This is a genomic window from Arthrobacter jiangjiafuii (assembly GCF_018622995.1).
Taxonomy (GTDB): Bacteria; Actinomycetota; Actinomycetes; order Actinomycetales; family Micrococcaceae; genus Arthrobacter_B; species Arthrobacter_B jiangjiafuii.
Genome location: NZ_CP076022.1, coordinates 2,250,504 through 2,274,404 on the forward strand (window position 1 = coordinate 2,250,504; position 23,901 = coordinate 2,274,404).

General features: G+C 65.0%; 24 protein-coding genes and 2 tRNA genes. 11 read left to right on the forward strand and 15 right to left on the reverse strand.

Going from position 1 to position 23,901, the window contains the following annotated elements:
• Positions 1-26 precede the first annotated feature (26 nt).
• The 6 genes from KKR91_RS10590 to KKR91_RS10615 all read left to right on the forward strand — a co-directional run bounded on the left by KKR91_RS10590 (position 27) and on the right by KKR91_RS10615 (position 4,231).
• Positions 27-473: a MarR family winged helix-turn-helix transcriptional regulator gene (locus KKR91_RS10590; protein WP_210229381.1), complete on the forward strand. Its 447-nt coding sequence runs from the start codon at positions 27-29 to the stop codon at positions 471-473.
• A gap of 35 nt (positions 474-508) precedes the next feature.
• Positions 509-898, forward strand: a complete 390-nt coding sequence (locus KKR91_RS10595) for a serine/threonine protein phosphatase (RefSeq protein WP_237687348.1) — start codon at positions 509-511, stop codon at positions 896-898.
• A complete protein-coding gene (locus tag KKR91_RS10600) occupies positions 895-1,086 on the forward strand; it encodes a hypothetical protein (protein WP_210229383.1) in 192 nt (63 codons plus the stop codon). The genes KKR91_RS10595 and KKR91_RS10600 overlap by 4 nt, the downstream gene beginning before the upstream one ends.
• Before the next feature lie 132 nt (positions 1,087-1,218).
• On the forward strand, positions 1,219-1,770 hold the full coding sequence (locus KKR91_RS10605) for a DUF1697 domain-containing protein (protein ID WP_210229384.1): 552 nt from the start codon (positions 1,219-1,221) through the stop codon (positions 1,768-1,770).
• Between the two features lie 9 nt (positions 1,771-1,779).
• Positions 1,780-3,066 (forward strand): glycosyltransferase, encoded by a 1,287-nt coding sequence (locus KKR91_RS10610; RefSeq protein ID WP_210229386.1) that lies wholly within the window; start codon positions 1,780-1,782, stop codon positions 3,064-3,066.
• Between the two features lie 733 nt (positions 3,067-3,799).
• Positions 3,800-4,231, forward strand: a complete 432-nt coding sequence (locus KKR91_RS10615; protein WP_210229389.1) for a hypothetical protein — start codon at positions 3,800-3,802, stop codon at positions 4,229-4,231.
• 609 nt (positions 4,232-4,840) lie between these two features.
• Here KKR91_RS10615 and nrdF read toward each other — a convergent pair.
• The 5 genes from nrdF to nrdH are packed head-to-tail and all read right to left on the reverse strand — an operon-like array spanning position 4,841 to position 9,576.
• The gene (nrdF, locus tag KKR91_RS10620; RefSeq protein ID WP_210229391.1) at positions 4,841-5,815 is read right to left on the reverse strand and encodes a class 1b ribonucleoside-diphosphate reductase subunit beta; all 975 of its coding nucleotides are present in this window, start codon (positions 5,813-5,815) and stop codon (positions 4,841-4,843) included.
• Complete coding sequence (locus KKR91_RS10625) at positions 5,812-6,609, reverse strand: NUMOD3 domain-containing DNA-binding protein (RefSeq protein WP_210229392.1); 798 nt, start codon at positions 6,607-6,609, stop codon at positions 5,812-5,814. Before KKR91_RS10625 ends, nrdF begins: the two co-directional genes overlap by 4 nt.
• A gap of 16 nt (positions 6,610-6,625) precedes the next feature.
• A complete protein-coding gene (gene nrdE / locus KKR91_RS10630; protein ID WP_210229808.1) occupies positions 6,626-8,764 on the reverse strand; it encodes a class 1b ribonucleoside-diphosphate reductase subunit alpha in 2,139 nt (712 codons plus the stop codon).
• Positions 8,761-9,270 (reverse strand): class Ib ribonucleoside-diphosphate reductase assembly flavoprotein NrdI, encoded by a 510-nt coding sequence (gene nrdI / locus KKR91_RS10635; protein ID WP_210229394.1) that lies wholly within the window; start codon positions 9,268-9,270, stop codon positions 8,761-8,763. The genes nrdE and nrdI overlap by 4 nt, the downstream gene beginning before the upstream one ends.
• Before the next feature lie 60 nt (positions 9,271-9,330).
• Positions 9,331-9,576, reverse strand: coding sequence for a glutaredoxin-like protein NrdH (nrdH, locus tag KKR91_RS10640; protein ID WP_210229396.1), 246 nt, complete (start codon positions 9,574-9,576; stop codon positions 9,331-9,333).
• A gap of 413 nt (positions 9,577-9,989) precedes the next feature.
• Here nrdH and KKR91_RS10645 point away from each other — a divergent pair, with 413 nt between their 5' ends.
• Entirely contained in the window at positions 9,990-10,922 is a 933-nt protein-coding gene (locus KKR91_RS10645; RefSeq protein WP_210229398.1) for a LysR family transcriptional regulator, read from the forward strand.
• Positions 10,923-11,000: 78 nt separating this feature from the next.
• Positions 11,001-12,116 (forward strand): FUSC family protein, encoded by a 1,116-nt coding sequence (locus KKR91_RS10650; RefSeq protein WP_237687349.1) that lies wholly within the window; start codon positions 11,001-11,003, stop codon positions 12,114-12,116.
• A gap of 40 nt (positions 12,117-12,156) precedes the next feature.
• Here KKR91_RS10650 and KKR91_RS10655 read toward each other — a convergent pair whose 3' ends face one another.
• Complete coding sequence (locus KKR91_RS10655) at positions 12,157-13,269, reverse strand: App1 family protein (RefSeq protein WP_210229400.1); 1,113 nt, start codon at positions 13,267-13,269, stop codon at positions 12,157-12,159.
• 125 nt (positions 13,270-13,394) lie between these two features.
• Positions 13,395-14,468 (reverse strand): fatty acid desaturase family protein, encoded by a 1,074-nt coding sequence (locus tag KKR91_RS10660; protein WP_210229402.1) that lies wholly within the window; start codon positions 14,466-14,468, stop codon positions 13,395-13,397.
• A 242-nt stretch (positions 14,469-14,710) separates the two neighbouring features.
• On the opposite strand from KKR91_RS10660, the gene KKR91_RS10665 reads away from it, so the two are divergent.
• The 3 genes from KKR91_RS10665 (at position 14,711) to KKR91_RS10675 (ending at position 18,102) form a co-directional block, all read left to right on the forward strand.
• Positions 14,711-15,976, forward strand: a complete 1,266-nt coding sequence (locus KKR91_RS10665; protein ID WP_210229404.1) for a type III PLP-dependent enzyme domain-containing protein — start codon at positions 14,711-14,713, stop codon at positions 15,974-15,976.
• Positions 15,973-17,280 carry a D-arabinono-1,4-lactone oxidase gene (locus tag KKR91_RS10670; protein ID WP_210229407.1) on the forward strand — a complete coding sequence of 436 codons (1,308 nt, stop codon included), beginning with the start codon at positions 15,973-15,975 and terminating at the stop codon, positions 17,278-17,280. Before KKR91_RS10665 ends, KKR91_RS10670 begins: the two co-directional genes overlap by 4 nt.
• Positions 17,281-17,370: 90 nt before the next feature.
• Positions 17,371-18,102 (forward strand): lysoplasmalogenase, encoded by a 732-nt coding sequence (locus KKR91_RS10675; protein ID WP_237687350.1) that lies wholly within the window; start codon positions 17,371-17,373, stop codon positions 18,100-18,102.
• Here KKR91_RS10675 and nhaA read toward each other — a convergent pair.
• The 8 genes from nhaA to KKR91_RS10715 form a co-directional block, all read right to left on the reverse strand.
• Positions 18,047-19,834 carry a Na+/H+ antiporter NhaA gene (nhaA, locus tag KKR91_RS10680; RefSeq protein WP_210232940.1) on the reverse strand — a complete coding sequence of 596 codons (1,788 nt, stop codon included), beginning with the start codon at positions 19,832-19,834 and terminating at the stop codon, positions 18,047-18,049. The two genes, KKR91_RS10675 and nhaA, sit on opposite strands and share 56 nt — an antisense overlap.
• A gap of 255 nt (positions 19,835-20,089) precedes the next feature.
• Positions 20,090-20,162, reverse strand: a tRNA-Ala gene (locus KKR91_RS10685).
• Positions 20,163-20,250: 88 nt separating this feature from the next.
• Positions 20,251-20,326 (reverse strand) — tRNA-Ala (locus tag KKR91_RS10690).
• Between the two features lie 149 nt (positions 20,327-20,475).
• Entirely contained in the window at positions 20,476-21,159 is a 684-nt protein-coding gene (locus KKR91_RS10695; protein ID WP_210229408.1) for a histidine phosphatase family protein, read from the reverse strand.
• Between the two features lie 12 nt (positions 21,160-21,171).
• Positions 21,172-21,561 carry a ribosome silencing factor gene (rsfS, locus tag KKR91_RS10700; protein ID WP_210229410.1) on the reverse strand — a complete coding sequence of 130 codons (390 nt, stop codon included), beginning with the start codon at positions 21,559-21,561 and terminating at the stop codon, positions 21,172-21,174.
• A gap of 19 nt (positions 21,562-21,580) precedes the next feature.
• Positions 21,581-22,921, reverse strand: coding sequence for a hypothetical protein (locus KKR91_RS10705; RefSeq protein WP_210229413.1), 1,341 nt, complete (start codon positions 22,919-22,921; stop codon positions 21,581-21,583).
• Between the two features lie 25 nt (positions 22,922-22,946).
• Positions 22,947-23,603: a nicotinate-nucleotide adenylyltransferase gene (gene nadD / locus KKR91_RS10710; RefSeq protein ID WP_210229415.1), complete on the reverse strand. Its 657-nt coding sequence runs from the start codon at positions 23,601-23,603 to the stop codon at positions 22,947-22,949.
• 34 nt (positions 23,604-23,637) lie between these two features.
• The gene (locus tag KKR91_RS10715; RefSeq protein WP_210229417.1) at positions 23,638-23,877 is read right to left on the reverse strand and encodes a hypothetical protein; all 240 of its coding nucleotides are present in this window, start codon (positions 23,875-23,877) and stop codon (positions 23,638-23,640) included.
• Positions 23,878-23,901 lie beyond the last annotated feature (24 nt).

The window sequence follows — 23,901 nt, forward strand, 5'->3', positions numbered from 1 at the left end:
CACCTGGCGGAAGGTAGGTTGGAAAGGTGACACAACAGGACAAATTCAGGGATACGGCCGTCGGCAGCGTCTACGAACAGATCGATGCCATCTACCAGCGCGCCGTGGCCCGCTCCCGCCGCATCAACGCGCCGCTGACGGCGGTGGAACAATCCCTTTTGTCCTACATCGGGCGGAATCCCGGCTGCTTGGCCACCGATATCGCCTCTGCCTTTTCCCTCAACCGCTCCACGGTCTCCCGCCAGCTGCATGACCTTGCCGCTCTGGGGCTGGTGACAGCCGGTGACGACGACGACGGCCAGGCACGCCGCGGCCGTCCGCTGCATGTGACCGAGGAGGGAGCCGACCGGCTCGAACGATCTTTGGCGATCCACCGCGAAGCGGTCCGCAGCCGGCTGGACGGCTGGAGCGAGTCCGAACTCCGCGACTTTGCCGCAGCCCTGGAACGGTTTAATTCCGCGAAGGATGCCTAGCCCCCACCGCCATGACCCGATGCTAGGGTCGACCCATGATCGAGGCGATGCCGGCGGACAACACCTTTGACCACCTGAGGGACTCCGACGGCGAGCATGTGGGGTACATCCATATGACTCCGGGCGGAGACTTCGTTCCGTTCGACCTGCTGCACCGCAGGCGTGCGGAGCCCATGGACCTGGAGGCAGCCGAGGCCCTGCTGAACGAACTGGGGCTGGCGATGTTCACCGAGGACTGGTGGCTGGACATCGACGGGCAGTGGATTCCGGTCCTCATTCAGGAAGTGCGCCGGGACCGGGTTTCGGTTGCTCCAACCGCTGCCGGGGCCATTGCCAAGGCCGCCGACATGAACGCCTCGATCGAACTGCCGCTGCCTGCCGCCCGGCTTCACCGCGGGCAGCCCGGACCCGGGACCAGTCCGTGACCGACCTGCAGTGTCCGGCAACGGTTGTCCTGCTCGCCAATGGCGCTCCCCCGCCGCCGTGGCTCGCACGGCTGCCGGTGGCCGCCGCAGACATCGCCGAGGCGCTGCGCCGGCATGGCCTGGATGCGAAGCCGCCGGCTCTCGTTGCCGTGGATTCGTCTGGTTGGACACTGCTGCAGGATTCCTAACGTCTGCAGGGCCGGAAGCATCCAGGACCCATTGCCCGTGGCGGGCCCCATGTGCTCCAATCGGGGGCACGGAAAACTACCTCCGCCTCTCCCGCGCCCGGGCCGGCGCCCGCTGATGAACGGAAGGCAGCTGTGGAAACGAGCCATTACCTCGCGCTCCTGCGCGGCATCAATGTGGGCGGTCGAAACAAAGTCCCCATGAAGACGCTGAAGGGCCATCTGGAGGACCTGGGCTATGAACAGGTAGTGACGTACATTGCGAGCGGCAATGTGCTGCTCGAGTCAGCCGATTCCGCCGAGCAGGTCGGCCGGGACATTGAAGCCGCCCTGACCGGCAGGTTCGACCTTGACGATGAGCTCATCAGGGTGTTGGTGCTCAGCCGGGGACAGCTGCAGGACGTCGTCGATAAGAAACCGGAGAACTTCGGCGAGCAGCCGGGCAAGTACCACAGCGACGCGATCTTCCTCATGGGCATTGATGCAGAGGAAGCCATGAGTGCTTTCAATCCGCGTGAGGGGGTGGACCGGGTGTGGCCGGGCGACGGCGTCGTCTACTCCCAGCGCCTCAGCGCCGAACGCACCAAGAGCCGCCTGAGCGCCATTGCGGCCTCCCCGCTCTACAAATCGATGACCATCCGAAGCTGGAACACCACTCAGAAGCTGTGGACCCTGTTCCAGGATTGACGTGACCTGATGAGCGATCAGCAGACCCGGGACCACAACCCGGGAACGGCCCGCCATCACTATCTGTTCGCGTTAGTCGATGGCGGCGGCACGGTCCCCCCGGAACTCGGCGTCGCCCGCCGGCTGCTCGATCGAGGGCACCGGGTCAACGTCCTCGCCGACAATTCAATGGCCGGGGAAGTCGCCGGTACCGGTGCCGCGTTTACCCCCTGGACCGAGAGCTGGGGGCAGTTTGAAGATTGGGAGCTGCGCACGCCGAGAAGCCAGCTTCGCGGCGTCGTCGACCACATGTTCGTTGGACCGGCCGCCGGACAGGCCCGGGACGCGGCAGCGGCCATTGAATACCTCCGGCCGGATCTCGTGCTGACCTCATTGCCGGCTATGGGGGCCATGATCGCCGCGGAATCCCACCGAATACCGTTCGGCGTCATGTTCCCGAACGTGTATGCCCTGCCCGCGCCTGGCATGCCGCCGTTCGGTGCCGGTCTGCCGCCGGCCCGGGGCCGTACTGGCCGTTTGCGGGATTCGGTTGCCGGCAGCATGAGCATGGCTCTGTTCGACCGGTATGCGCTGGCGCGGTTGAACGCGCTGCGGGCAGAATACGGGCTCGTGCCTCTCGCCCACTCGTGGGACCAGATGCACCAGGCATGGCGTGAGCTCGTGCTGACGTCTGCCGCCTTCGATTTCCCTGCCCGGCTACCGGACAACGTCCGCTATACCGGACCCATCCTCGATGACCCCGCTTGGGCAGTCAGTGACAGCTGGACGCTGCCGGACGGGGACCAGCCGCTGGTCCTGGTTGCGCTCTCCTCCACGTTCCAGAACCAGACCGGGTGCCTGCAGCGCATTATGGATGCCCTCGGCAGCCTTCCCGTGCGGGGGCTGGTGACAACCGGCCCGGCGGTCCGTCCGGGGGCGGTTCGCGCTCCGGCCAATGTCGCCGTCGTCCCCTCTGTTCCACATCACCAGGTGATGCCGCAGGCCCGCCTCGTTGTCACGCACGGAGGCCACGGCACCGTGATGAAGTCCCTGGTTGCCGGAGTGCCGATGGTCATCCTTCCGCATGGCCGTGACCAGGCAGACAATGCCGTGCGTGTCTCAACGAGAGGAGCCGGTCTTGCTGTCTCCCGCCGCGCCAGCGCCACGCGCATCGCGCGGGCGATCAGCAAGGTTTTGGGCGGGGACGGTTACCGGCACGCGGCAACGGAGCTTGGCCGGACGATTGCCCGCGATGCTGTCAACGGCACGCTGCTGCCCGAAATCGAGAACCTTCCCGCTCGGGCGGACGAAAGTTAAGGCCCCGGCCGGAGTTAGTGCCCGGGTTAGCGCCCGCAGCTTCTATGAGCTGACGTTTCCGGTGAGCTGGGCCCTGAGCTGCTCGTTTTCGGATCCCCACTGCCTCAGGCCGACAGCCGCCATTGCCGCCATTGTTGGCCTGAGCAAGCAGCGACAGTTATCAAAAGACATGGATCATCCAATTCTCGATGGGAGCGCGCGCTTCAAAGTGTTCTTCTGGAACCGCGCCTGAGGCTGGCAGTTTTGAAAGCCGCAATCCAACTGCAAGTGCCGCGCTTGTTCAACCAAACATGGGGCGATCCAATGCCGGTCTTTTGTCGGACGGGATCGGGAGTTAAAGACCGCAGCACCGGACCTGTCTGTTGGTCCGGTGTGAGATGACACGCTATCTGGCCATTTGCCAAGTACCTTGTCCCTTGAATCCTCAGGGATCGATGAGCGTGCCCGGTCCATGACTTTGCCACACTAGTTGTCATTTTTTCTGACGCCCTCCTTGCTCGTGGCTGGCCCGGCCGATCCCGGGCTCTCTTTGTTTCTATGCCTGCCGGCAGCTGACGGGCATCAGATTCATGTCGAAACCTTCGATCCTCGCCGCACATATGTAGGCATAAAGAGCAGCAGCGGCTGCAAACCCCGAATAATCAGAGTCTCCAGAAACATCGATATCCTAGGGCTGGCACTCCTTGAGAGAATCCAGCATCGCCTTTATTGCAGCCCCGCCCAGGAAGATTGCATGAAAACCTTCACGAAGTTCCTACTCCTCATCGCCGCGGTCAGCGCTGTGATTGCTGCCGCTATATTTTTATCCGGTCAAACCCGTGCGGTTGATGAACGGCTCCCTGTTCCCGCGCAGTTCGCCACCTCAGAGCACAGGGTAAGGCAAGTCGCGCCAGACAGCGGAACGAAGAAAGATTGGGAGTACGAGGATTCTTCAGGCAATAGCATGAAAATGTCGAAATGTGATGATTCCGGCTTTTTCTCGTCCAAGACCTGCTTTGAAACTGAAGATAAACTGGTGCGGTTCGAATATAGAGACGGCAGGAAAAGCGGCCGAACCCAGGAAGTAATCACTTACGACGGCGTTGAGTACAAGGCTGAATGCATCCGGAACGGCAGTTTCTGGGACTGGCATGTCAAAACGTACTGCGGATCAGAGCCTCGCTGAATCTCCCCTCCCGCGGCAGTGGGCGCCGGGTCTGGCCGTCAACCGGCAGCTCCGGGACGGCTGCGATGACCTCCCGGGCATGGCTAGATGCAGTCCGGGCAGACAAGAAGGGAGCCCGGCACGCCGGCGGAATCCTGACTACGCCGTCGAGTTTGTGGTCCTCGATCAGCATCTTCCGCAATGCCTTGTGCGCCCTGGAATGACAGCCGTGCCTCAATAATGATGATTGCCGCTTCTAGGGAAACTCGATCGGCACCTTGTGGTTGTTAGCCACCACCATGGAATATTGGCCGATACCCCTGAACCTGGCCATCCGTCTACCGCTGAACGGGATCTCACAAGAACCGAGAGCCCATTTGCTATGCCTGTAGGTTGCCGAACCAATCGCGGTAACCCACAGCCGTTGGCTAACTGCATTGATCAGCCAGCCAACGGCTGTGGAAATGCCTCTACGTCCAGTAAGGGGCCTGGGACGTGGGATATTGACAACGGCCCGACAATTGCCCAGCAACTTGTCACTTATGCCAAGTTGCCTGACACTGGCCAACTAACTTGTCAACTCACAAATGCCCGGCCCCCTAAGGAACCGGGCATTTTATTTACTTAGAACTAGAAGTCCCAGTCGTCGTCTTCCGTGTTCACGGCCTTGCCGATCACGTAGGAGGAACCGGACCCGGAGAAGAAGTCGTGGTTCTCGTCAGCATTCGGAGAGAGCGCGGACAGGATCGCCGGGTTCACGTCCGTCAGGGTGGACGGGAACATGGCTTCGTAGCCCAGGTTCATCAGCGCCTTGTTGGCGTTGTAGTGCAGGAACTTCTTGACGTCTTCGGCCAGGCCGACGCCGTCGTACAGGTCGTGCGTGTACTGGACTTCGTTTTCGTACAGCTCGAAGAGCAGTTCGTACGTGTAGTCCTTCAGTTCCTGCTTGCGCTCCTCGGAGAGGCCTTCCAGGCCCTTCTGGAACTTGTAGCCGATGTAGTAGCCGTGCACGGCCTCGTCACGGATGATCAGGCGGATCAGGTCAGCCGTGTTTGTCAGCTTGGCCCGCGAGGACCAGTACATCGGCAGGTAGAAGCCGGAGTAGAAGAGGAAGGACTCCAGCAGGGTGGAGGCCACCTTGCGCTTCAGGGGATCATCGCCGCGGTAGTAATCGGTGACGATGTGGGCTTTCTTCTGCAGGTTCTCGTTCTCGGTGGACCAGCGGAAGGCCTCGTCGATCTCCTTGGTGGAGGCCAGCGTGGAGAAGATCGAGGAGTAGCTCTTGGCGTGGACCGATTCCATGAACGCGATGTTCGTGTAAACGGCTTCCTCATGCGGGGTGATGGCATCGGGGATCAGCGAGACGGCACCAACTGTTGCCTGCACGGTGTCGAGCAGGGTCAGGCCGGTGAACACGCGCATGGTCAGCTGCTGCTCGTCCGGGGTGAGCGTGTTCCAGGACTGGACGTCGTTGGACAGCGGCACCTTCTCGGGCAGCCAGAAGTTATTGACCAGGCGGTTCCAGACTTCTACGTCCTTGTCGTCCTGGATGCGGTTCCAGTTGATCGCCTCAACGTGGCTGAGCAGCTTTATCTTTTCGGTCATGACTCCGACTCACTTTCTGAAGGGAGACTTGGTTTGGCTGAGTCATCGATGCAGTACCTGCAGTCGGCTTTCTCGACGCCTTTATTGGTGTGATGTCTTGTGTGGGCGCTTCTTTTGCTGGTCGGCATCGGGCGGCCCCTTCGGACCGCCGACATTTTTGCCCGTGTTTCCTCGCTGGCCTTCTTGCCATAGTTCGGGTTACCTGCCCCCGTCCTGGTTTCGGACAGCAATTGCCGGGATTCCTCCGTCATGGAACGCCCGAATCCCGGGTGAGCGTCGCCGAATTTCCCGTAGTTAGGATTGTCCGGTCCTGTGTGCGTGCCCTTCCGGGTCTCCGCCCACTTTTGACGCTGTTCCGCAGTGTGTGAACGCCCGAAAAACGGATTGGCTTCACCGAACCTGCTTATCCCCGGCCGCCCTAGAGACCTGATTCGGGCCGCTTCGCGCTGTTCTGCGGTCCAGACGAGACCGATCGGCCCGAGACCGCCCCCTGAAACGTTCAGAAGTCTATCTCCGTCCCGCTTCAGATACGCGATCCAGTCAATTTCGGCCTTGCCTAGATCCTCGAGATCCCATACGGATTGAAGCTCCTCGGCCACGACCGAGTCGGCTTCCTGTTTGCGAAGCCAATCGTAGAACGGTGTCTTCCGGCCGCCCCGCGCAACCTTGAGGTGCTGCTGGAAACGACGAGCGACGGTCTTGGTGGTGATGCCTACGTAACGGTACTCCCGTTCCCGCCTCGGGCGGATGCCGTAGACAAAGCCAGCCTCCGCCGTCGTCGTCGTCGTTTCCATGCCAGTTAGCTAACCGCTACAGCATGCAGCTGACGCAGTTTTCCACCTCAGTGCCCTCGAGCGCGAGCTGGCGCAGGCGGATGTAGTAGATGGTCTTGATGCCCTTGCGCCATGCGTAGATCTGCGCCTTGTTGATGTCGCGCGTGGTGGCGGTGTCCTTGAAGAACAGAGTCAGGGACAGGCCCTGGTCCACGTGCTGCGTGGCAGCGGCGTAGGTGTCGATGATCTTCTCGTAGCCGATTTCATAGGCATCCTTGTAGTACTCAAGGTTGTCGTTGGTCAGGTACGGCGCCGGGTAGTACACGCGGCCGAGCTTGCCTTCCTTGCGGATCTCGATCTTCGCGGCCACCGGGTGAATCGAGGAGGTGGAGTTGTTGATGTAGGAGATCGAGCCGGTGGGCGGCACAGCCTGCAGGTTCTGGTTGTAGATGCCGTGCTCCATGACCGAAGCCTTCAGCGCGGCCCAGTCAGCCTGGGTCGGGATGTGGATGCCGTCAAACAGCTCCCGGACGCGCTGCGTCTGGGGAACCCATTCCTGATTTACGTACTTGTCGAAGAACTCGCCGGTGGCGTACTTGGACCGCTCGAAGCCGGCGAACTTACGGCCGGTTTCGATCGAGAGCAGGTTGGACGCCCGCACCGCGTGGTAGACCACGGAGTAGAAGTAGATATTCGTGAAGTCGATACCCTCTTCGGAGCCGTAGTGCACCCGCTCCCGGGCCAGGTAGCCGTGCAGGTTCATCTGGCCCAGCCCGATGGCGTGCGACTGGTCGTTGCCCTTGGCGATGGACGGCACCGAGCCAATGTGGCTCATGTCCGAGACAGCGGTCAGCGCACGGATCGAGGTCTCAATGGTCTGGCCGAAGTCCGGGGAATCCATCGTCTTGGCGATGTTCAGCGAACCCAGGTTGCAGGAGATGTCCTTGCCGGTCTCGGCGTAGGAGAGGTCATCGTTGTACGTGGTGGGTTCGGAGACCTGGAGGATCTCGGAGCACAGGTTGGACATGATGATCTTGCCGTCGATCGGGTTTTCCCGGTTCACCGTGTCTTCAAACATGATGTACGGGTAGCCGGACTCGAACTGGATCTCGGCGAGGGTCTGGAAGAACTCGCGGGCCTTGATCTTGGTCTTCTTGATCCGTGCGTCGTCAACCATCTCGTAGTACTTCTCGGTGACCGAGATGTCGGAGAACGGCATGCCGTAGACCTTTTCGACGTCGTACGGGGAGAACAGGTACATGTCCTCGTCGCGCTTGGCCAGTTCAAAGGTGATGTCCGGAACGACGACGCCGAGGGAGAGGGTCTTGATGCGGATCTTCTCGTCGGCGTTTTCCCGCTTGGTGTCGAGGAACCGGTTGATGTCCGGGTGGTGGGCGTGCAGGTACACGGCACCGGCACCCTGGCGGGCACCGAGCTGGTTGGCGTAGGAGAAGGAATCCTCAAGGAGCTTCATCACGGGGATGACGCCGGAGGACTGGTTCTCGATCTGCTTGATCGGGGCACCGACCTCGCGGATGTTCGTCAGCGCAAAGGCGACGCCGCCGCCGCGCTTGGACAGCTGCAGGGCGGAGTTGATGGAACGGCCGATCGACTCCATGTTGTCTTCGATGCGCAGCAGGAAGCAGGAAACGAGCTCTCCGCGCTGGGCCTTGCCGGCGTTCAGGAACGTGGGGGTGGCGGGCTGGAAACGGCCGCCGATGATTTCGTCAACCATCTGCATGGCCAGCTTCTCGTCGCCGCGGGCCAGGTGCAGGGCAACCATGCAGACACGGTCTTCGTAGCGCTCCAGGTACCGCTTGCCGTCGAAGGTCTTCAGCGTGTACGAGGTGTAGAACTTGAACGCACCCAGGAAGGTCTCAAAGCGGAACTTCTTCTTGTACGCGCGCTGGTAGAGCTCGCGGATGAAGTCCATGGAGTACTGGTCGAGCGTTTCGCTCTCGTAGTACTCGTTCTTCACGAGGTATTCCAGCTTTTCTTCCAGGTCGTGGAAGAACACGGTGTTGTTGTTCACGTGCTGGAGGAAGTACTGGCGCGCAGCAGCGCGGTCGGCGTCGAACTGGATCTCGCCGTTCTTGCCGTACAGGTTCAGCATGGCGTTGAGCTCGTGGTAGCCGAGGTCCTTGTATGCCTCCGGCAGCTCCTTGGAGTCCGTCATGCCGGCTTCTGCGACTGATGCGTCCAAAACTCTTCCAATCCTTCGTTAACTTTGGCGACGTCTTCGGACGTGCCCATGAGTTCAAATCTGTACAGCACGGGGACCTTGCACTTCGCGGCGACGATGTCTGCCGCGAGGCAATAGGATTCCCCGAAGTTGGTGTTGCCCGCGCCGATCACTCCCCGGATCAGGGAGCGGTTGTGCTCGTCGTTCAGGAACTTGATGACCTGCTTGGGTACTGCCCCTGCGGCTGCCGCCCCCGGCTGTGCGGCGGTGCCGCCGTAGGTCGGCAGCAGCAGGACGTACGGGCGTTGGGCCAGGAGCGTGGGGGCGGACGTGTGCAGCGGGATTCTTCCTGCGGCAGTGTCCAGCTTTTCGGCGAAGCGGCCGGTGTAGCCCGATGCCGATGTAAAGAAGATCAGGGGCGCGTCGGTGACGGGCTGGGCTTCAGCTGCGGATCCCGGAACCGGATCAGTTCCGGTGCGGTCTGCTATCCCCAGTGCCATGGTTGCTGTGCTCCTGACGGTGCAAGGTGGTGCGGTGTGGTGCGGTGTGCGGAAGCCGAATCAGGCGACCGAGGATACCGATGCCAGGGCGAGCTCGTCGATCTTGTCCGGACGGAAGCCGGACCAGGAATCCTGCTCGGTGATGACGACGGGGGCCTGCATGTAACCCAGCGCGCGGACCCGTTCCAGGGCCTCGGCATCCTGGGACATGTCCACGATCTGGTACGTGATGCCCTTCTTGTCCAACGCCCGGTAAGTAGCGTTGCACTGAACGCAGGAGGGTTTGGTGTAAACCGTAACGGTCATGGTTGGTCTCCCCTTGTGATGCTTGAAGTCTGTCCATTGATACTACAGCCAGACACTACATCTAGTACGCAGCTGCAGAGGGGACCCCAAGATGATGTATTACAAGTATGTCATTAGCCGGGTGCGTCGTCCACAGTTAATGCACAGGGGCGGGTGAAAAATTCCGTGGATTTCCGCTGGTCCGCTCCGGGTTCTCCACAGCCTGTGCAGAACGAACGCACAGGCTCCGGACGTCGGCAAGGCCACAATTTCAGTTGCGTGTCGTGATTTGCGGGCGTGTCGTGGCCCGCACCCGGTGTCGGGCGATGCCCCTGCCCGCCCACGGCCGGATCCTGCCGCCGACCGGATAAAGTGGTCGACGGCGGGAAAGCGCGTCACAAGCCCGGCTCCCCGGGGCACGGAAGGCGGCACCAGTGGTAAACCCGATACACCTGAAAACCCTGCTGGAGGTCATCCGGGTGGGTTCCTTCGCCGCGGCCGCCCTGCGGCTGGGCTACACCGCCTCGGCCGTCTCACAGCAGATGTCCGCCCTGGAACGGGCCACCGGAACCCACCTGTTCGAACGCTCCGCCAGGACTGCGGTACCCACGGAGGCCGCCGTCGTCATGGCCCGCCACGCAGCCAAGGTGCTCACCGACATGGATGCGCTGATGGCCGCCTCGGCCCGGGTCGAGGCCGGCACCAGCCATGAACTGCGCCTGGGCATCTTTCCCAGCCTGGCCACCTTTGCCCTCCCCCGGCTGGTCGGCTCCCCCGGCTGGCAGGACCTGGGCATCAACCTGAAGATCCACGTCGCGGAGCCGGGGCAAACCATCCAGGGCCTGCGAACCGGCGGGGAGCTAGATGTCGCCCTCATCTACCTGGTGGGACAAGGAGGGCTCGCCTGGCCCTCGACCATCAGCCGCCAGTGGCTGGGCGACGACGATTTCCGCGTGGTCCTCCCCCGCTCCTGGGGCATCCGCGAGGGCTCGCAGGTGTCGGCCGAGCAGCTGTCCGACATGCCCTGGATCATGCACCACCCCGGCACCCCCGATGCCCTGGTCATCGAGCGGCTGTTCGCGGGCTGCAATCTGCATCCCCGGGTCGCTGCCTACTGCGATGACTTCAACGCGTCGCTGGAGATGGCAGCGGCGGGGCTCGGTGCGGCGCTGGTTCCTGAACTGGCAATGCTGAACCGGCACGACGGCGTGGTGGTCCTGGACGTGCCCGAAATCCGGCTGGCGCGCAGCATCTTCGCCCTGATCATCAACGAGCGCGAAAACCCGCAGGTCCGCCTGTTCCTTGACCAGCTGGCCGAGGTGCTGCGGACGCAGAGCATTGCCCCGCGGGCAGGAGCCGGCACCTAGCGCCGCAAGCAACCGGGAGCGCTGTGACGGGGACGACCCGAATCGCGGCTCGCCGCAGGCGCGGGTAATACTGGGGTGATGCCTACTACCGGAAACCTCTTTCGCCGAACGGGAAAGCTGTTGCAGGCGCCCGGGCTCGCCTCCGTGAGGGGCCAGTTCAAGGACATGCTCCGCTACACACGCCTCCAGCTCGCCGTTAAGGCCGCCCTCGCCGTCGGTATTGCCTGGACGCTGGCTCCGCTGGTGCCCGGCGTGGCCGCGCAGTATCCGTATTACGCTCCGCTCGGCGCCCTGATCAGCATGTATCCGACGGTTTCCGGCTCGGCGAAGGTCGGGATCCAGACCCTGATCGGACTGGTGACGGGGATGGCCCTGGCCCTGCTGGTCCTGCTGTTCGGCGGTCCGTCGGTGTGGACCATTGCGCTGGTCGTTGGGGTGGGCGTACTGCTTGCCGGCATTTCCCGGCTTGGTGCAGGGCGGGAGTACCTGCCCATGGCGGCCCTCTTTGTCCTGGTGATGGGCGGCGACGACCCCGACGGCTACTCCATCGGCTATGCCGTGCAGATGCTGGTGGGCGTGGGCGTGGGACTGGGCGTCAACGCCACCATCTTTCCTCCCCTGCACCTCACCGGCGCAGTGGACGGCCTGGCGTCGCTGCGGCTCTCCCTTGCCCGGCAGCTAAAGGAGATGGGCACCGCCATCTCCGAAACCTGGCCGCCCGAGCATGAAGACTGGTCCAAGCGACGGACCGAGCTCATGGCGTTCAGCCGCGAGGTCCGGGAATCTGTCCAGCTGGCGGACACCAGCCGCCGCGGCAACCTCCGCAGGCACCGGCACCAGCGCGACCTCGACGCCGACTACCGGGCCCTGCGGGCGATGGAACGGGTGACACTGTATGTGGAGGACATGACCGAGGTCCTCGCCACCGCCATCTGGACCTATCCGGAGGATATGCCGGTTCCGGACGAGTTTACCGAACAGCTTTCCGAGGCCATGACCGCAACCGGGGAAGCGGTGGAAGCGTGGGATGCCGATACCGAGGAATACACCCAGGCCCGCGACGCGGTCCGGCGCCTCCAGATCGACATGAACTCGTCGGCCTCCCCGGACAGCCCGGTGGACGTCACCGCGTCGCTGGCCATGAGCATGCGCCGGATCCTGCGGACCGTGCGGACCGAAGAAGACCAGCCGTAACCGGCGGCAGAAGCCGCCGGCCGGCCGGCCGCAACAGCCGCTACCCGGCGTCGGGCAGCAGCCCCAGGTCCGTCAGCTGCCGGGCCATGCCGGCACCGTCGGGCGCGTAGATCCAGGGAATGTCCGACGGCGTCTCGCCCGCCCGCGAAGCGGACCGCCCGCCGGCCAGGACGGCCTCGCTGGCAGAAAGCTGCCGGATGGCAATGGCCCGGACGCTGTCCGGGTACTGCTGCGCGAAGGCCGCGTAGATGGCCTCGTCATGTTGTCCGTTATCGCCGATCAGCAGCCACTTGATGTGCGGGAATTCCTTGGCCAGGCGCTCGAGCTGGGTCTTCTTGTGCTCGGGCCCGCTGCGGAACCAGCGGTCCCGGGTGGGCCCCCAGTCGGTCAGCAGCAGCGGCCCGGCAGGATACAGGTTGCGGGTGATGAAACGGGTCAGGGTTGCTGCCACGTTCCAGGCACCGGTGGACAGGTACAGCACGGGGCTGCCCGGATTCTCCCGGGCCAGGCGGTCCATCATCACGGCCATGCCGGGCGTGGGCGTGCGGGCGTGCTCATCCAGCACGAAGGTGTTCCAGGCGGCCAGGAACGGACGCGGCAGGGCCGTCACCATCACCGTGTCGTCAATATCCGAGACCACACCCACGCTGGCCTGCGGGTCAACAATGTAGACGGGCGCCTCGGCTGCCTCGGAGTCCTCCGAACGCAGGGTGACAGTGGTCCAGCCCGGGGCAAGCTTCACGGGAATGACGACGTCGATCACGCCGCCGCGGTCGGCGGTCACCGGATAGCTCTCATCGCCGATCTCCACGGTCACGGCTGCCTTGTTGATCGGCGGGCTCATGAAGTTGCGCCAGCCGCGGATGCCGTCGCGGATGGCCTTGGCGCCGGCGGAATCCTCTGCCGTGGAGGCGTAGCCCGGTTTGGCCAGGATCACCCGGCCCAGGACGCGGACCCATTCGGTGGTGCCGTACCCGGTGAAGGGCAGCACGGTTTGGACCTGTCCATGCTTGCGGGCGCGGGCCGAGCGGAAGCTGTGGAACACGTCCTCCAGCCGCATGCCGAGGTGGCTGGCCTGCTCCTTGACCGACGGTGTGGTCGTTTCGGTTGGCGGACTCTGGACGGGCGGTGTCTGGGAAGGTGTCAGCGACATAACTCCAGTCTGTCAGATCCGCAGTTCTCAGGTGCCGGGTGCTTCCCCTGCCCGCCCCGGGCAGCAAAAAGCCGGCAGCAACCGTGCGGGACGGTTGCTGCCGGCTTTCAAGCTGCCGGGCTGGCCTAGCGGCGGCGCTCTGCGGTCATCGGGCAATCAAACGGGTCGCGGGCCGCCAGGCCTACCTCGTTCAGGTACCGGACGACAATGCCGTAGGACTGCGTCAGCGTGGTCTCCGTGTAGGGGATCTTGTGATCGGCGCAGTAGGCCTTGACGATCTCGGATGCGCGGGCCAGGTGCGGCCGGGGCATGTTCGGGAACAGGTGGTGCTCAATCTGGTAGTTGAGCCCGCCCATCAGGGTGTTCATGCCGGTGCCCTTGATGTTGCGCGAAGTCAGGACCTGGCGGGAGAGGAAGTCCACCTTGGAGTCCTTGGGAATGATCGGCATGCCCTTGTGGTTCGGGGCGAAAGAGGCGCCCATGTACACACCGAAGACGGCCAGCTGCACTCCGATGAAGGCGAAGGCCATGCCCACCGGGAGGAAGAAGAACACGGCGGCCAGGTACAGGCCCAGGCGCAGGAAGACCATCGAGAGTTCGGTGATGCGTCCCTTGACCTGCTTGTTGGCGAAGAGGTGCTTGATCGAAGTGGCGTGCAGGTTGATGCCTTCGAGCGTCAGCAGGGGGAAGAACAGCCAGCCCTGTCGGCGGGCAAACCAGGCCATGAAGCCCTTCTGCCGTGCCGCCTGCTCGGGCAGGAACGAGATGGTGTCCATGTCGATGTCCGGATCCTTGCCCACCGTGTTGGGGTTGGCGTGGTGCCGGCTGTGCTTGTTCATCCACCACTGGTAGCTGATGCCGACGACGGCGTTGGCCACGAAGCGTCCGGCGCGGTCGTTCGCGGGGCCGGACTCAAACACCTGGCGGTGCGCTGCCTCATGGGCGATGAACGCCATCTGGGTCAGCAGCACGCCCAGCGCAGCAGCGATCAGCAGCTGGAACCAGCTCTCACCGATCAGGAAGAACCCGGTTCCGGCGGCGATCAAGCCGGCGCAGAGGAAAATGAAGGTCGTGATGTAGAAGGAGCGGCGGCGCTTCAGCAGCCCTTCCTCACGAACGGCCTTCAGCAGCCCTGAATAGCTGCTGACGACGGAGTTGGTGCGGGTCTTCGGTGCAGCAGGTTGTGCAGTTGTGCTCATGCGGCCCTCGGGGGTTCTTCGGCTTCCCAGCCGGCTAAACGAGCATTTGCTGCTCTGCAGATACTCCAGCCTAACCCCAAGAGCTGGCAAAACCTTGTGACCGGCTCCCCCGGGCTGTCACGACTGCCCGCCACGCCAACTCAGCTGCAGGGCTCAATCCGGCTAGTATCCGGTGCAGGCCCGTCTCGCCTTCGGGCCTGTCCCACACTGGTTACCAGCACAAGAAGCAGGAAGGACCGGCCATGACATCCCCAACCGGAACAGCTGACCACGGAACCCTGGACCTCAGCGTTCCTGCCGGGCACGAGCCATGGCGGAATCCGTCCGCTTACTGGCCGGACCTCAGCCGGGCCGTTGCCCACCTGAGCGCCCCGGTCGCAGTACTGGGACTCGAGGCGCTGCGATGGAACACGCATGACCTGCTCCGCCGGGCCGGCGGAACCCCGTTGCGCGTCGCCAGCAAATCGCTGCGGGTCCGAGGAGTCATAAACGCATTGCTGGCCCTCCCGGGCTTCCGCGGCATCCTTGCCTTCACCCTGGCCGAGGCGCTGTGGCTCGCCGAACGCTGCGACGACGTCGTCGTCGGTTATCCGAGCACAGACCGCGCAGCTCTTGCGCGGCTGTTGGCCGATCACCGGTTGGCCGCCCGGGTGACCCTGATGATAGATGACGAGGCGCAGCTGGATTTGATCGACTCCCTCACTCCGGCGGGACGTCGCCCCGAGGTGCGGATCTGCCTCGATGCCGATGCGTCCTGGCGGTCGCCGCTCCTGGGCTTTATCGGCACCCGCCGCTCTCCCCTGCACGCCCCGGCGGACGCCGTCGCGCTGGGCCGCGCCGTCGCGTCCCGTCCGGGATTCACGCTGGTCGGGCTCATGATGTACGAAGGTCAGATCGCCGGAGTGGGCGACGCCGCACCCCGGGCCGCAGCCATGAATGCCCTGATGCGCCGGGTGCAGCCCCGCTCGATCGCCGAACTCCGGCAGCGCCGCGGCACCATAGTCCGCGGACTGCGGGAGCTGGCCGACCTGGAGTTCGTCAACGGCGGCGGCACCGGATCGGTGGAATCGACGGCTGCCGATCCCTCGGTCACCGAAATCACCGCCGGCTCCGGGCTCTTTGCCGGACACTTATTCGACTCCTACCGCGCCTTCTCCCCCGCCCCGGCGGCCGCCGTCGCGCTTGATGTGGTGCGCCGCCCGGCGCCAGCCATCGCCACCGTCCTTGGCGGCGGCTGGATAGCCTCGGGGCCGCCCGGCGCCAACCGGGTGCCGCAGGTTGCCTGGCCCCGGAGACTCAAGCTGCTGCCGCGCGAGGGTGCCGGCGAAGTCCAGACGCCGCTGGCGGGCCGGTCTGCTGCCGGGCTGGCCGTCGGCGACCGGGTCTGGTTCCGGCACGCCAAAAGCGGTGAACCGGCTGAACGGGTGAACTCCTTCGCCGTTGTGGATGGCGGAACCGTGACCGCCATGCTGCCTACCTACCGGGGCGAAGGGAAGGCGTTCCTGTGAGTGCCCGGCGCCGGCCTTGGCAGAACTGGCCGCGTACGGTGCAGGTGCTGCCGCAGCGGGTGGAAACGCCGGCCAGCGTGGAAGAGCTGCAGCAGGCCGTGAAGCGCGCCGTCAGCGCGGGCCTGCGGGTGAAGGCGGTTGGTGCCGGGCACAGCTTTACCGGAATTGCAGCAGCACCGGGTGTACTGCTGGACCTCAGCCGGCTGCAGGGCCTTGCCGGGGCCGATCCCGGGCGGCTCCGGGTCCGGCTGCTCGCGGGCACGCGCCTGCACCGTGTCCCGCCCCTGCTGGCCGCCTACAACCTGGCCATGCCGAATCTCGGCGACATCGACCGGCAGTCGGTGGCCGGGGCTCTCTCCACGGGGACACACGGCACCGGCGCCGGGTTCGGCGGGCTCTGCACACAGGTAGTGGGCCTGACTCTTGTCCAGCCCGACGGCGGCCTGCTCACTCTTGCCGAGGACGATGCCCGGCTGCCTGCCGCGGCGCTGGGGCTGGGGGCATTGGGCGTCATCGCCGACGTGACCCTGCAGTGCGTGCCGGCCTTTGCCCTGCATGCGGTGGAACGCTCGGAACCGCTCTCCGATGTGCTCGGATCCCTGCCCGGGCGGGTGGGGACCACCGACCACTTCGAGTTCTACTGGTTTCCGCATACGGACAAGGCAGCGTCCAAGGCCAATCATCGGCTGCCCGGAACAGCTCCGCTGGCGCCGCTGTCGCCGGCCGGACGGTGGCTGGACGAGCGGCTGCTGTCCAACGCCGTGTTCCGGGCCACCTGCGCTGCCGGCACCCTTATGCCCGGCGTCGTCCCGGCAGTAAACGGCATCGCGGCCCGGCTGCTGGGCGGAAAGGACTACACCGACCACTCCCACCGGGTCTTTACGCAGCGCCGCACCGTGCGTTTCCGGGAAATGGAATACGGCCTTCCGGCAGAGCGGCTGCCCGCAGCCTTCGATGCCCTCCGCCGGCTGATCCGGGAGCGGGGGTGGCGGATATCGTTTCCGGTGGAGGTCCGCTGGGCTGCCGCCGATAACAGGTGGCTCTCCACTGCCTATGGCCGGGACACGGCCTATATTGCCGTGCACCGGTATTACCGGGAGGATCCGGCCGAGTATTTCGACGCGGTCGAGGAGATCATGCTCGCCCACGGCGGCCGCCCGCACTGGGGGAAGCTGCACTCCCTCGACGCCGCTGCCCTGGCCCGTTTGTATCCGCGCTTTGGGGACTTTCTGGAGCTGAGGAATGAGTTGGACCCGGGGCGGTCCTTCAGCAACGACTATCTGGACCGTGTCCTGGGCCCCTAAGGGTGATGGCCGCAGCAGTGACGGGCGTCACGGGAAATCCTGCCGCACATCGTAGGATGGGCCCTAGTTGCCCCGACCCGAAGGAAAACCGTGACCACCGAGCCTGCCCCCGCCGAAACCGCACATCTCCCCAGCTCCTGGTGGTGGGGCTTCCTTCCGTTCGCCGCGGTGTCAGCGGTCCACATCGGCGCACGCGCCGTCGGCGCCCCGGAGATCGCAGAACCGACCAAGCTGGCCCTGATGCCACTGCTCGCCGTGGCGGCCGCCTGGGGCGGCCGCGGTTATGCCCGGCGGCTGCCGGCCGTGCTGCTGCTCGGGGCACTGCTGTTTTCCTGGCTGGGTGACGGTGCAGGGACCTTCTTCCCCTTTGCGCCGGAGCTGCCGGTGATGCTCGGCGCGTTTGGCCTGGCCCATATCTGCTACATCTGGCTGCTGGCCAGGTACGCGGCATTGCGCCCGTTCCCGCGGTGGGCCCTGGTCTTTGTGGCGTGGTGGGCACTCATGCTGCTGGTGCTCTGGCCGACCCTCGGGGGTTTGACGGCTGCCGTGGCCGCGTACGGCATTGTGCTCGCCGGAACCGCTGCAACGGCGGCGCGCTGCAGCCGGATGGTGGCGGCCGGCGGATTGCTGTTCCTTGCTTCCGACACGATCCTGGCCCTGCGGATCTTCATGCCCGATGCGATGCCCGACTGGACCAATCCGCTCGTGATGCTGACCTACTGCGCCGGGCAGGGCCTCATTGTCGCCGGCGTCCTCCGCGGCGGGCTCAGGGCCCGCGCCGCACACTGGCGCCGCCCGGCCGCCCTTCCAGCGCACGGATAAGCGCCGGCGCGTCATACGGTCCAAGGTGCCGCTTGGACCCGACGAAAAACGTAGGGGTGGAGGAAAGGTCCATAAACTCCGCGTCCAGGGCGTCATCGGCCACCCGGTTGGCAACGGCTCCGGACTGCAGGTCATCCCGAAACCGGTCCACATCCAGTCCCAGCTCCTCCGCGTAGGTAATCAGGTCATCGGTTTCCAAGTGGTCCTGGTGCCTGAACAGCAGCCGCCCATACTCCCTGAACGCCCCCTGCCGGTCAGCTGCCTCGCTGGCACGGGCCGCTTCCTGGGCGTGTGGGTGGACGCGGGTCAGCGGCAGGTGGCGCCAGACATAGACCAGGCGGGGGCCGAAGTACTCCAGCAGTTCGTCAATGGAACCGGTGGCCCGGGAACAAAAAGGACACTCGAAGTCCCCGTACTCCACCAGCTGCAGCGGCGCCTGCGGATTGCCGCGGAAGTGGTCACGCGCCGGGTCGAAGTCCCGCACCAAAAGGCGTCCCACCATGGACGGTGGCTGCACCCGGTCCACCACCCGGAACCAGGCCCACCCCAGCGCGAACGCGGTGGCGGAAGCCCCGAGGACCCCCACCCTTGCTTCGGCCTGCAGCAGTTCATCCTCCGCGGCAAGGTCGACGATGAACAGCGATATGGTGAACCCGATGCCGCAGAGCGCCGCTCCCCCTCCGATCCGGGCCAGGGTCAGGCCCGGTGCCAGCGCTCCGGCTCCTGTGATCCGCATCAGTGCCGTAGCGCCGGTGATGCCGACCGTTTTCCCGATCACCAGCGCTGCGACTATCCCCCAGGTCAAGCGGGACTGGGCCGCGGCAGCCAGGGTCGGTCCGTCCAGGCGCACACCGGCGTTGGCCAGGGCAAACAGCGGCAACACCAGGAAGGAAACGTAGGGCGCGTAGGTGCCCTGGAGCCGTTCGTTGACGGAAATGGACTCCTTCAGGCTTCGCGCTGTCGCGGCCGCGTACTCCGGAGTCGGTGACTGCCGGAAGGCGCGCGCCAGTTCCTCGGTGCGTTCCACATGGGGGCGGCGCGGCGTGAACACCGGAATCATCAGGGCAATCGCCACCCCGGCCAGGGTGGCGTGCACGCCGGACGCGTATGTGGCGCCCCAGGCCAGGACGCTGAGGACCGCATAGGCCGGCCCGCGCCCGGTCGGCAGGAAACGCACCAGCGCCACCAGTACCAGCAGCACTATCGCCGCCAGCAGGGGCAGCAGCTCAAGGGTTGCGGTGTAGAACACCGCGATGGCAGCCAGCGCACCAATGTCATCCACCACGGCCAGGGTCAGCAGGAACACCCGGAGCCGGCCGGGAAACCTGGGCCCGGCAACAGCCAGCGCCCCCACGAGGAACGCCGTGTCCGTGGAGATCACCGCTCCCCACACTGCGGCGTTCTCTCCGGAGGGATTCAGCAGCAGGAAAATGGCTGCCGGCACCAGGAGCCCGGCCAGCGCGGCTGCCACCGGCACCACGGCACGGGAGCGGTCCGTCAACTCCCCCACGGTGAACTCCCGCTTCACCTCCAGCCCTACGGTGAAAAAGAAGAAAGCCATCAGCGCATCGTTGACGAAGTCGTGGAACGTCATCTCCAGTTCCCAACCGGCCACCTGAAGATCGATGCTGGTGTCCCAGAATTCCCCGTAGGTCGCGGAAAACGGGAGATTGGCCCACAGCAGGGCCAACCCCGTGAAAACCAGCAGAAGCGCCGCGGAGGTCTTTTCCACGTCAGCCGGCGGACGTATGGCAGGGCAAGTGGATCACGGCCGTACGGCGGGGACGGAGCAGTTCAGCCATCCCAGCATTCTGGTGCAGACCCTGCGTCATTGACTAGGGCGGGCCGGTTGCCGGCGGCGGGTTGTGCCGTGAACCCGGGGCCCGGTCCGGGCCCCGGCCGCGTCGCCATCTTGCCCAGACCTTGCCCCGCCCAAACAAAAACACCGGCTCCCTGAGGAACCGGTGTTCTTGATGAAACGATTGGGTGGAGCTGAGGGGATTCGAACCCCTGACCCCCTGCATGCCATGCAGGTGCGCTACCAGCTGCGCCACAGCCCCAATTCAGTTGTATTTCTTCATCACCACTGCCTCCGGGAAACCCCGGCAGGAAAAGATGAACATAAACCCTGCCTGCGCAGGAGCTTATTGGTGGAGCTGAGGGGATTCGAACCCCTGACCCCCTGCATGCCATGCAGGTGCGCTACCAGCTGCGCCACAGCCCCAATAAACTGTTTCAACTATGCCCCAACCAGTGGTTTTTGTATCCCCCGGGCCGAAGCAACTCCTCTACTTTAGTACAGAAATAACCGAGTGCAAAATCGAACTACACGGGTGAAATTCAGCCGGTCCGGATCCTGCCTGGGCCCGGAAATTACCCCTCCAGGGGACCGGTGGGCAGGGACGCCAGTCCAACGTTATGCTGGGCGAGATTCCAGCGGGATCCCCCGGCCGCCGTGTCCCGTTCTTCCAGGACGGACCAGTGGGAATTGGATACGCCGCTGATAACGGTCCATGATTCGGTGGGCAGTCCCAGCAGGGCGCAGATGCCGGCACGGATGGCCCCGCCGTGGCTGACCACCACCAGGGTCCCGCCGGGCGCCATGGCGTCAGCGGCTTCCGTTACGGCCTGCGCCACGCGGCGCCCGACGTCGACACGGCTTTCGCCGCCGCCGGCCCGCACCTCGCCGTTGCCGGCCGCCCAGCCGGCCTGCTCCTGCGGGAACCTCTGGGCGATATCGGCGAAGAACAGCCCCTCCCAGGATCCGGCATAGGTTTCCCGCAGCCGCGGATCGGTGCTGACCGGCTTTCCGGTGGCGTCAGCCAGCGCCTGGCCGGTGGCCAGGGCACGGCTGAGGTCCGAAGAAACAATCACGTCGGGATGCAGGTGGCGCAGTACTGCCGCCGCCGCCACTGCCTGATGCACGCCGGAGGGGTCAAGGGCGATGTCCTGCTGGCCCTGGAACCTTCCGGCGCGGTTCCATTCCGTGCGTCCATGGCGCCAAAAGACCACGGTCTTCCCGGTACGGGCGGGATCCCAGGCGGCGGAGGAGGTCACGGAGTGGCAGTACTATTCAGCTTCAGCTGCGGCCGGGGCAGCTTCTTCGAGCTGCAGGTCCACGGCCGGGCAGTCCTTCCACAGGCGCTCCAGGGCGTAGAAGACGCGGTCTTCCTCGTGCTGGACGTGCACCACAACGTTGGCGTAGTCCAGCAGGACCCAGCGGCCCTCGCTGCGGCCTTCACGGCGGACCGGCTTCAGGTCCAGCTTGGACAGCTCTTCCTCAATGCCGTCGACGATGGCGTTGACCTGGCGCTCATTGGATGCCGAGGCGATCAGGAACACGTCGGTGATGGCCAGTCGTTCGCTGACGTCGATGGCGACAATGTCGTTGGCGAGCTTCCCGGAGGCTGCCTGGGCAGCCACCCGTGCAATGTTGATGGATGATTCGGTGGCGCTCAAAGTGTCTCCTTGTTATACATCAGCTGCCAAAGCCGCCGATGGTCATTACTACTGAGATGATCAGGGCCAGCAGGCCCAGGCCACCAATTCCCAGCGATACAAAACGCAGTCGCCGGGTACGGCCGAGTCCGGCCGTCATTACGTCCAACGGGTCAAGCCCGAAAGCGCTTCGTGCACCGATGGGCTTGGCGCCCTCGGCAGGATCCAGGGGCGCATTGACCAGGGCGTCGGCCCGGGCCAGGATGCGCGAGTGCCGCACGTCGCCGGCACCGGAGGGCCTGCGGAGTTCGAAGCGTTTGTCGGCACCGCGGGGCGAGCCCTGCGGAGCCGCGGGAACACCCTGCTGCCGCTGCTTCGGAGTGTTCGAGGTGACAATCGGAACGTGCGAGGTGGGCGGCCGCTTCATCATCGGGCGGTCCACGCCGGGCACCCGCACGAATTCCAGCGGTGTCACCATCGCCAGGTTGTGTGCGGTGGTGGGGTCGTTGGACGAGGGCTTGCGCTGCTCGTTTTCCTGCGAAAGGCGCTGGATGTTCTGCGTCCGGCGGTTCAGGACGGCGGCACGTTCGGCGAGGGCCTTCTGCTGGGCCAGCAGCTCAAGGTCAACCGCGTGCGGATCCGCGTCCGCTACGGCTTCCATGGCGGCAACCTGGTTGCGGGCCTGGGCCTGCAGTGCCTCGCGGGCCAACAGCGCCTGCTCCACCGTCATTCCGGCGACGTCGGCATTGGCATCTGCAGCCGGTGCGGGCGGCGCTGCGGGCGGGGCCGGGGTTGCCGGGGTTTTCGCCTCAGGCGACCGCTCCGCTGCAGGAGTGCTGCGCGGGGCCGGCTCTTCCTGCAGGGCACGACGACGGCGCTCCCGCCGGCTGCCCTCCCCCGCAGCATGGTCGCCGGGGCGGTTGGCGGGAGTGGACGGGGCGGCCGGGGCTGACGCCGGCGATGAACCGGCGTTGGCCGAGGCGCGACGCGAAGGCGCCTCCGCGGTTGCCGGCTTCGCCGCTGCTGCCGGCTTGGCCCCGGCGGCGGGCCTTGCCGCTGCGGAGCTTTCGCGGACGGGCTTGTCCTGGGCGGGAGTGTCCTGGGCGGGAGCGGAAGATGCAGCGGCCGGGGAGCCGCCTCCGGCAGCTGCCGCACGCTGCTGCTGCTGTGCCAGCCTCAGCTGGCGGCGGGTGGGCGGGGTGGCGGATTCATCAAGGCGGGACTGCTTGTCCGCCAGGGCCTTGTACGCACGCAGGGCCTCACGGTCCCTGGCCCGCTGCTGGGACTCCCTCTCGCGGGGCCCGGCAGCGGCGTCCACCGGTACGTCAGCCGCGCGGCGGCTGCGCCGCGGTGCGTCTGCGGACTCTGGACCGTTTGTCATTTCCTACCCATCCGGTTGGTGTTTGTTAAGCTACTGGCTCTGTGGTGGCTGCGGGCTTCTGGGCGCTTCGTTCAGCGTCCGCATACAGCCCGTGTTTGGCGATGTACTGAACAACGCCGTCGGGCACGAGGTACCAGACGGGGTCTCCGTCGGCCACCCGCTCCCGGCAGTCTGTGGAGGAAATGGCCATGGCCGGAACCTCCAGGAGACTGACGTCGTCCCGTCCCATGTTTTCCAGCACGTGCCCCGGCCTGGTCACTCCGACAAAATGCGCCAGCGACCACAGCTCCTGGATGTCCTTCCAGGACAGGATCTGCGCCATGGCGTCCGCGCCGGTAATGAAGAACAGTTCCGCTTCCGGGCGTTCTTCGCGCAGGTCGCGCAGGGTGTCAATGGTGTAGGTGGGTCCGGGCCGGTCAATATCGACGCGGCTGACCGTGAACCGGGGGTTCGACGCTGTCGCGATCACGGTCATCAGGTACCGGTGCTCGGCCGGGCTGACTTCCTGGGCCGATTTGTGCCACGGCTCCCCGGTGGGGACAAAGACCACTTCGTCGAGGTCGAACACCGAGGCCACTTCACTGGCCGCAACAAGGTGGCCGTGGTGGATGGGGTCGAACGTTCCACCCATCACGCCCAGCCTCAGGCGGCGGCCGTCGTCGTTCTGCCTTGGCTGCCCCATGGACAGGAAGGTACCCACTGATTCCACGGAGGAATCAGCCCTCGATGCCCTGGCCGTGGTCGTGCTTGTTCGGGAACTGGCGCTGCGGGTCAATGTGCTCGGGGGTGGCCTCGTGGCGGTGTCCCAGGCTCGTGAAGGAGATGGTGGCGAACATCAAGACCAGCAGGGCGCCCATGATGATGACGCCGTACATGATCGGCGACATCGGAATGGATACGTGTTCTTCGGCCACTTCACTGGCAGCAAGTACAGCGCTGGAAAGCTGGATCAGCATGGATCTCCCCTAGAGAGCTTGAGT

Bases quoted from the DNA above. Each gene is read 5' to 3' on its own strand.
- KKR91_RS10595 (WP_237687348.1), top strand. From the start codon at position 509: ATGATCGAGGCGATGCCGGCGGACAACACCTTTGACCACCTGAGGGAC.
- KKR91_RS10610 (WP_210229386.1), top strand. From the start codon at position 1,780: ATGAGCGATCAGCAGACCCGGGACCACAACCCGGGAACGGCCCGCCAT.
- KKR91_RS10615 (WP_210229389.1), top strand. From the start codon at position 3,800: ATGAAAACCTTCACGAAGTTCCTACTCCTCATCGCCGCGGTCAGCGCT.
- nrdF (WP_210229391.1), bottom strand. From the start codon at position 5,815: ATGACCGAAAAGATAAAGCTGCTCAGCCACGTTGAGGCGATCAACTGG.
- KKR91_RS10625 (WP_210229392.1), bottom strand. From the start codon at position 6,609: ATGGAAACGACGACGACGACGGCGGAGGCTGGCTTTGTCTACGGCATC.
- nrdE (WP_210229808.1), bottom strand. From the start codon at position 8,764: ATGACGGACTCCAAGGAGCTGCCGGAGGCATACAAGGACCTCGGCTAC.
- nrdI (WP_210229394.1), bottom strand. From the start codon at position 9,270: ATGGCACTGGGGATAGCAGACCGCACCGGAACTGATCCGGTTCCGGGA.
- nrdH (WP_210229396.1), bottom strand. From the start codon at position 9,576: ATGACCGTTACGGTTTACACCAAACCCTCCTGCGTTCAGTGCAACGCT.
- KKR91_RS10650 (WP_237687349.1), top strand. From the start codon at position 11,001: ATGCCTACTACCGGAAACCTCTTTCGCCGAACGGGAAAGCTGTTGCAG.
- KKR91_RS10655 (WP_210229400.1), bottom strand. From the start codon at position 13,269: ATGTCGCTGACACCTTCCCAGACACCGCCCGTCCAGAGTCCGCCAACC.
- KKR91_RS10660 (WP_210229402.1), bottom strand. From the start codon at position 14,468: ATGAGCACAACTGCACAACCTGCTGCACCGAAGACCCGCACCAACTCC.
- KKR91_RS10665 (WP_210229404.1), top strand. From the start codon at position 14,711: ATGACATCCCCAACCGGAACAGCTGACCACGGAACCCTGGACCTCAGC.
- KKR91_RS10705 (WP_210229413.1), bottom strand. From the start codon at position 22,921: ATGACAAACGGTCCAGAGTCCGCAGACGCACCGCGGCGCAGCCGCCGC.
- nadD (WP_210229415.1), bottom strand. From the start codon at position 23,603: ATGGGGCAGCCAAGGCAGAACGACGACGGCCGCCGCCTGAGGCTGGGC.
- KKR91_RS10715 (WP_210229417.1), bottom strand. From the start codon at position 23,877: ATGCTGATCCAGCTTTCCAGCGCTGTACTTGCTGCCAGTGAAGTGGCC.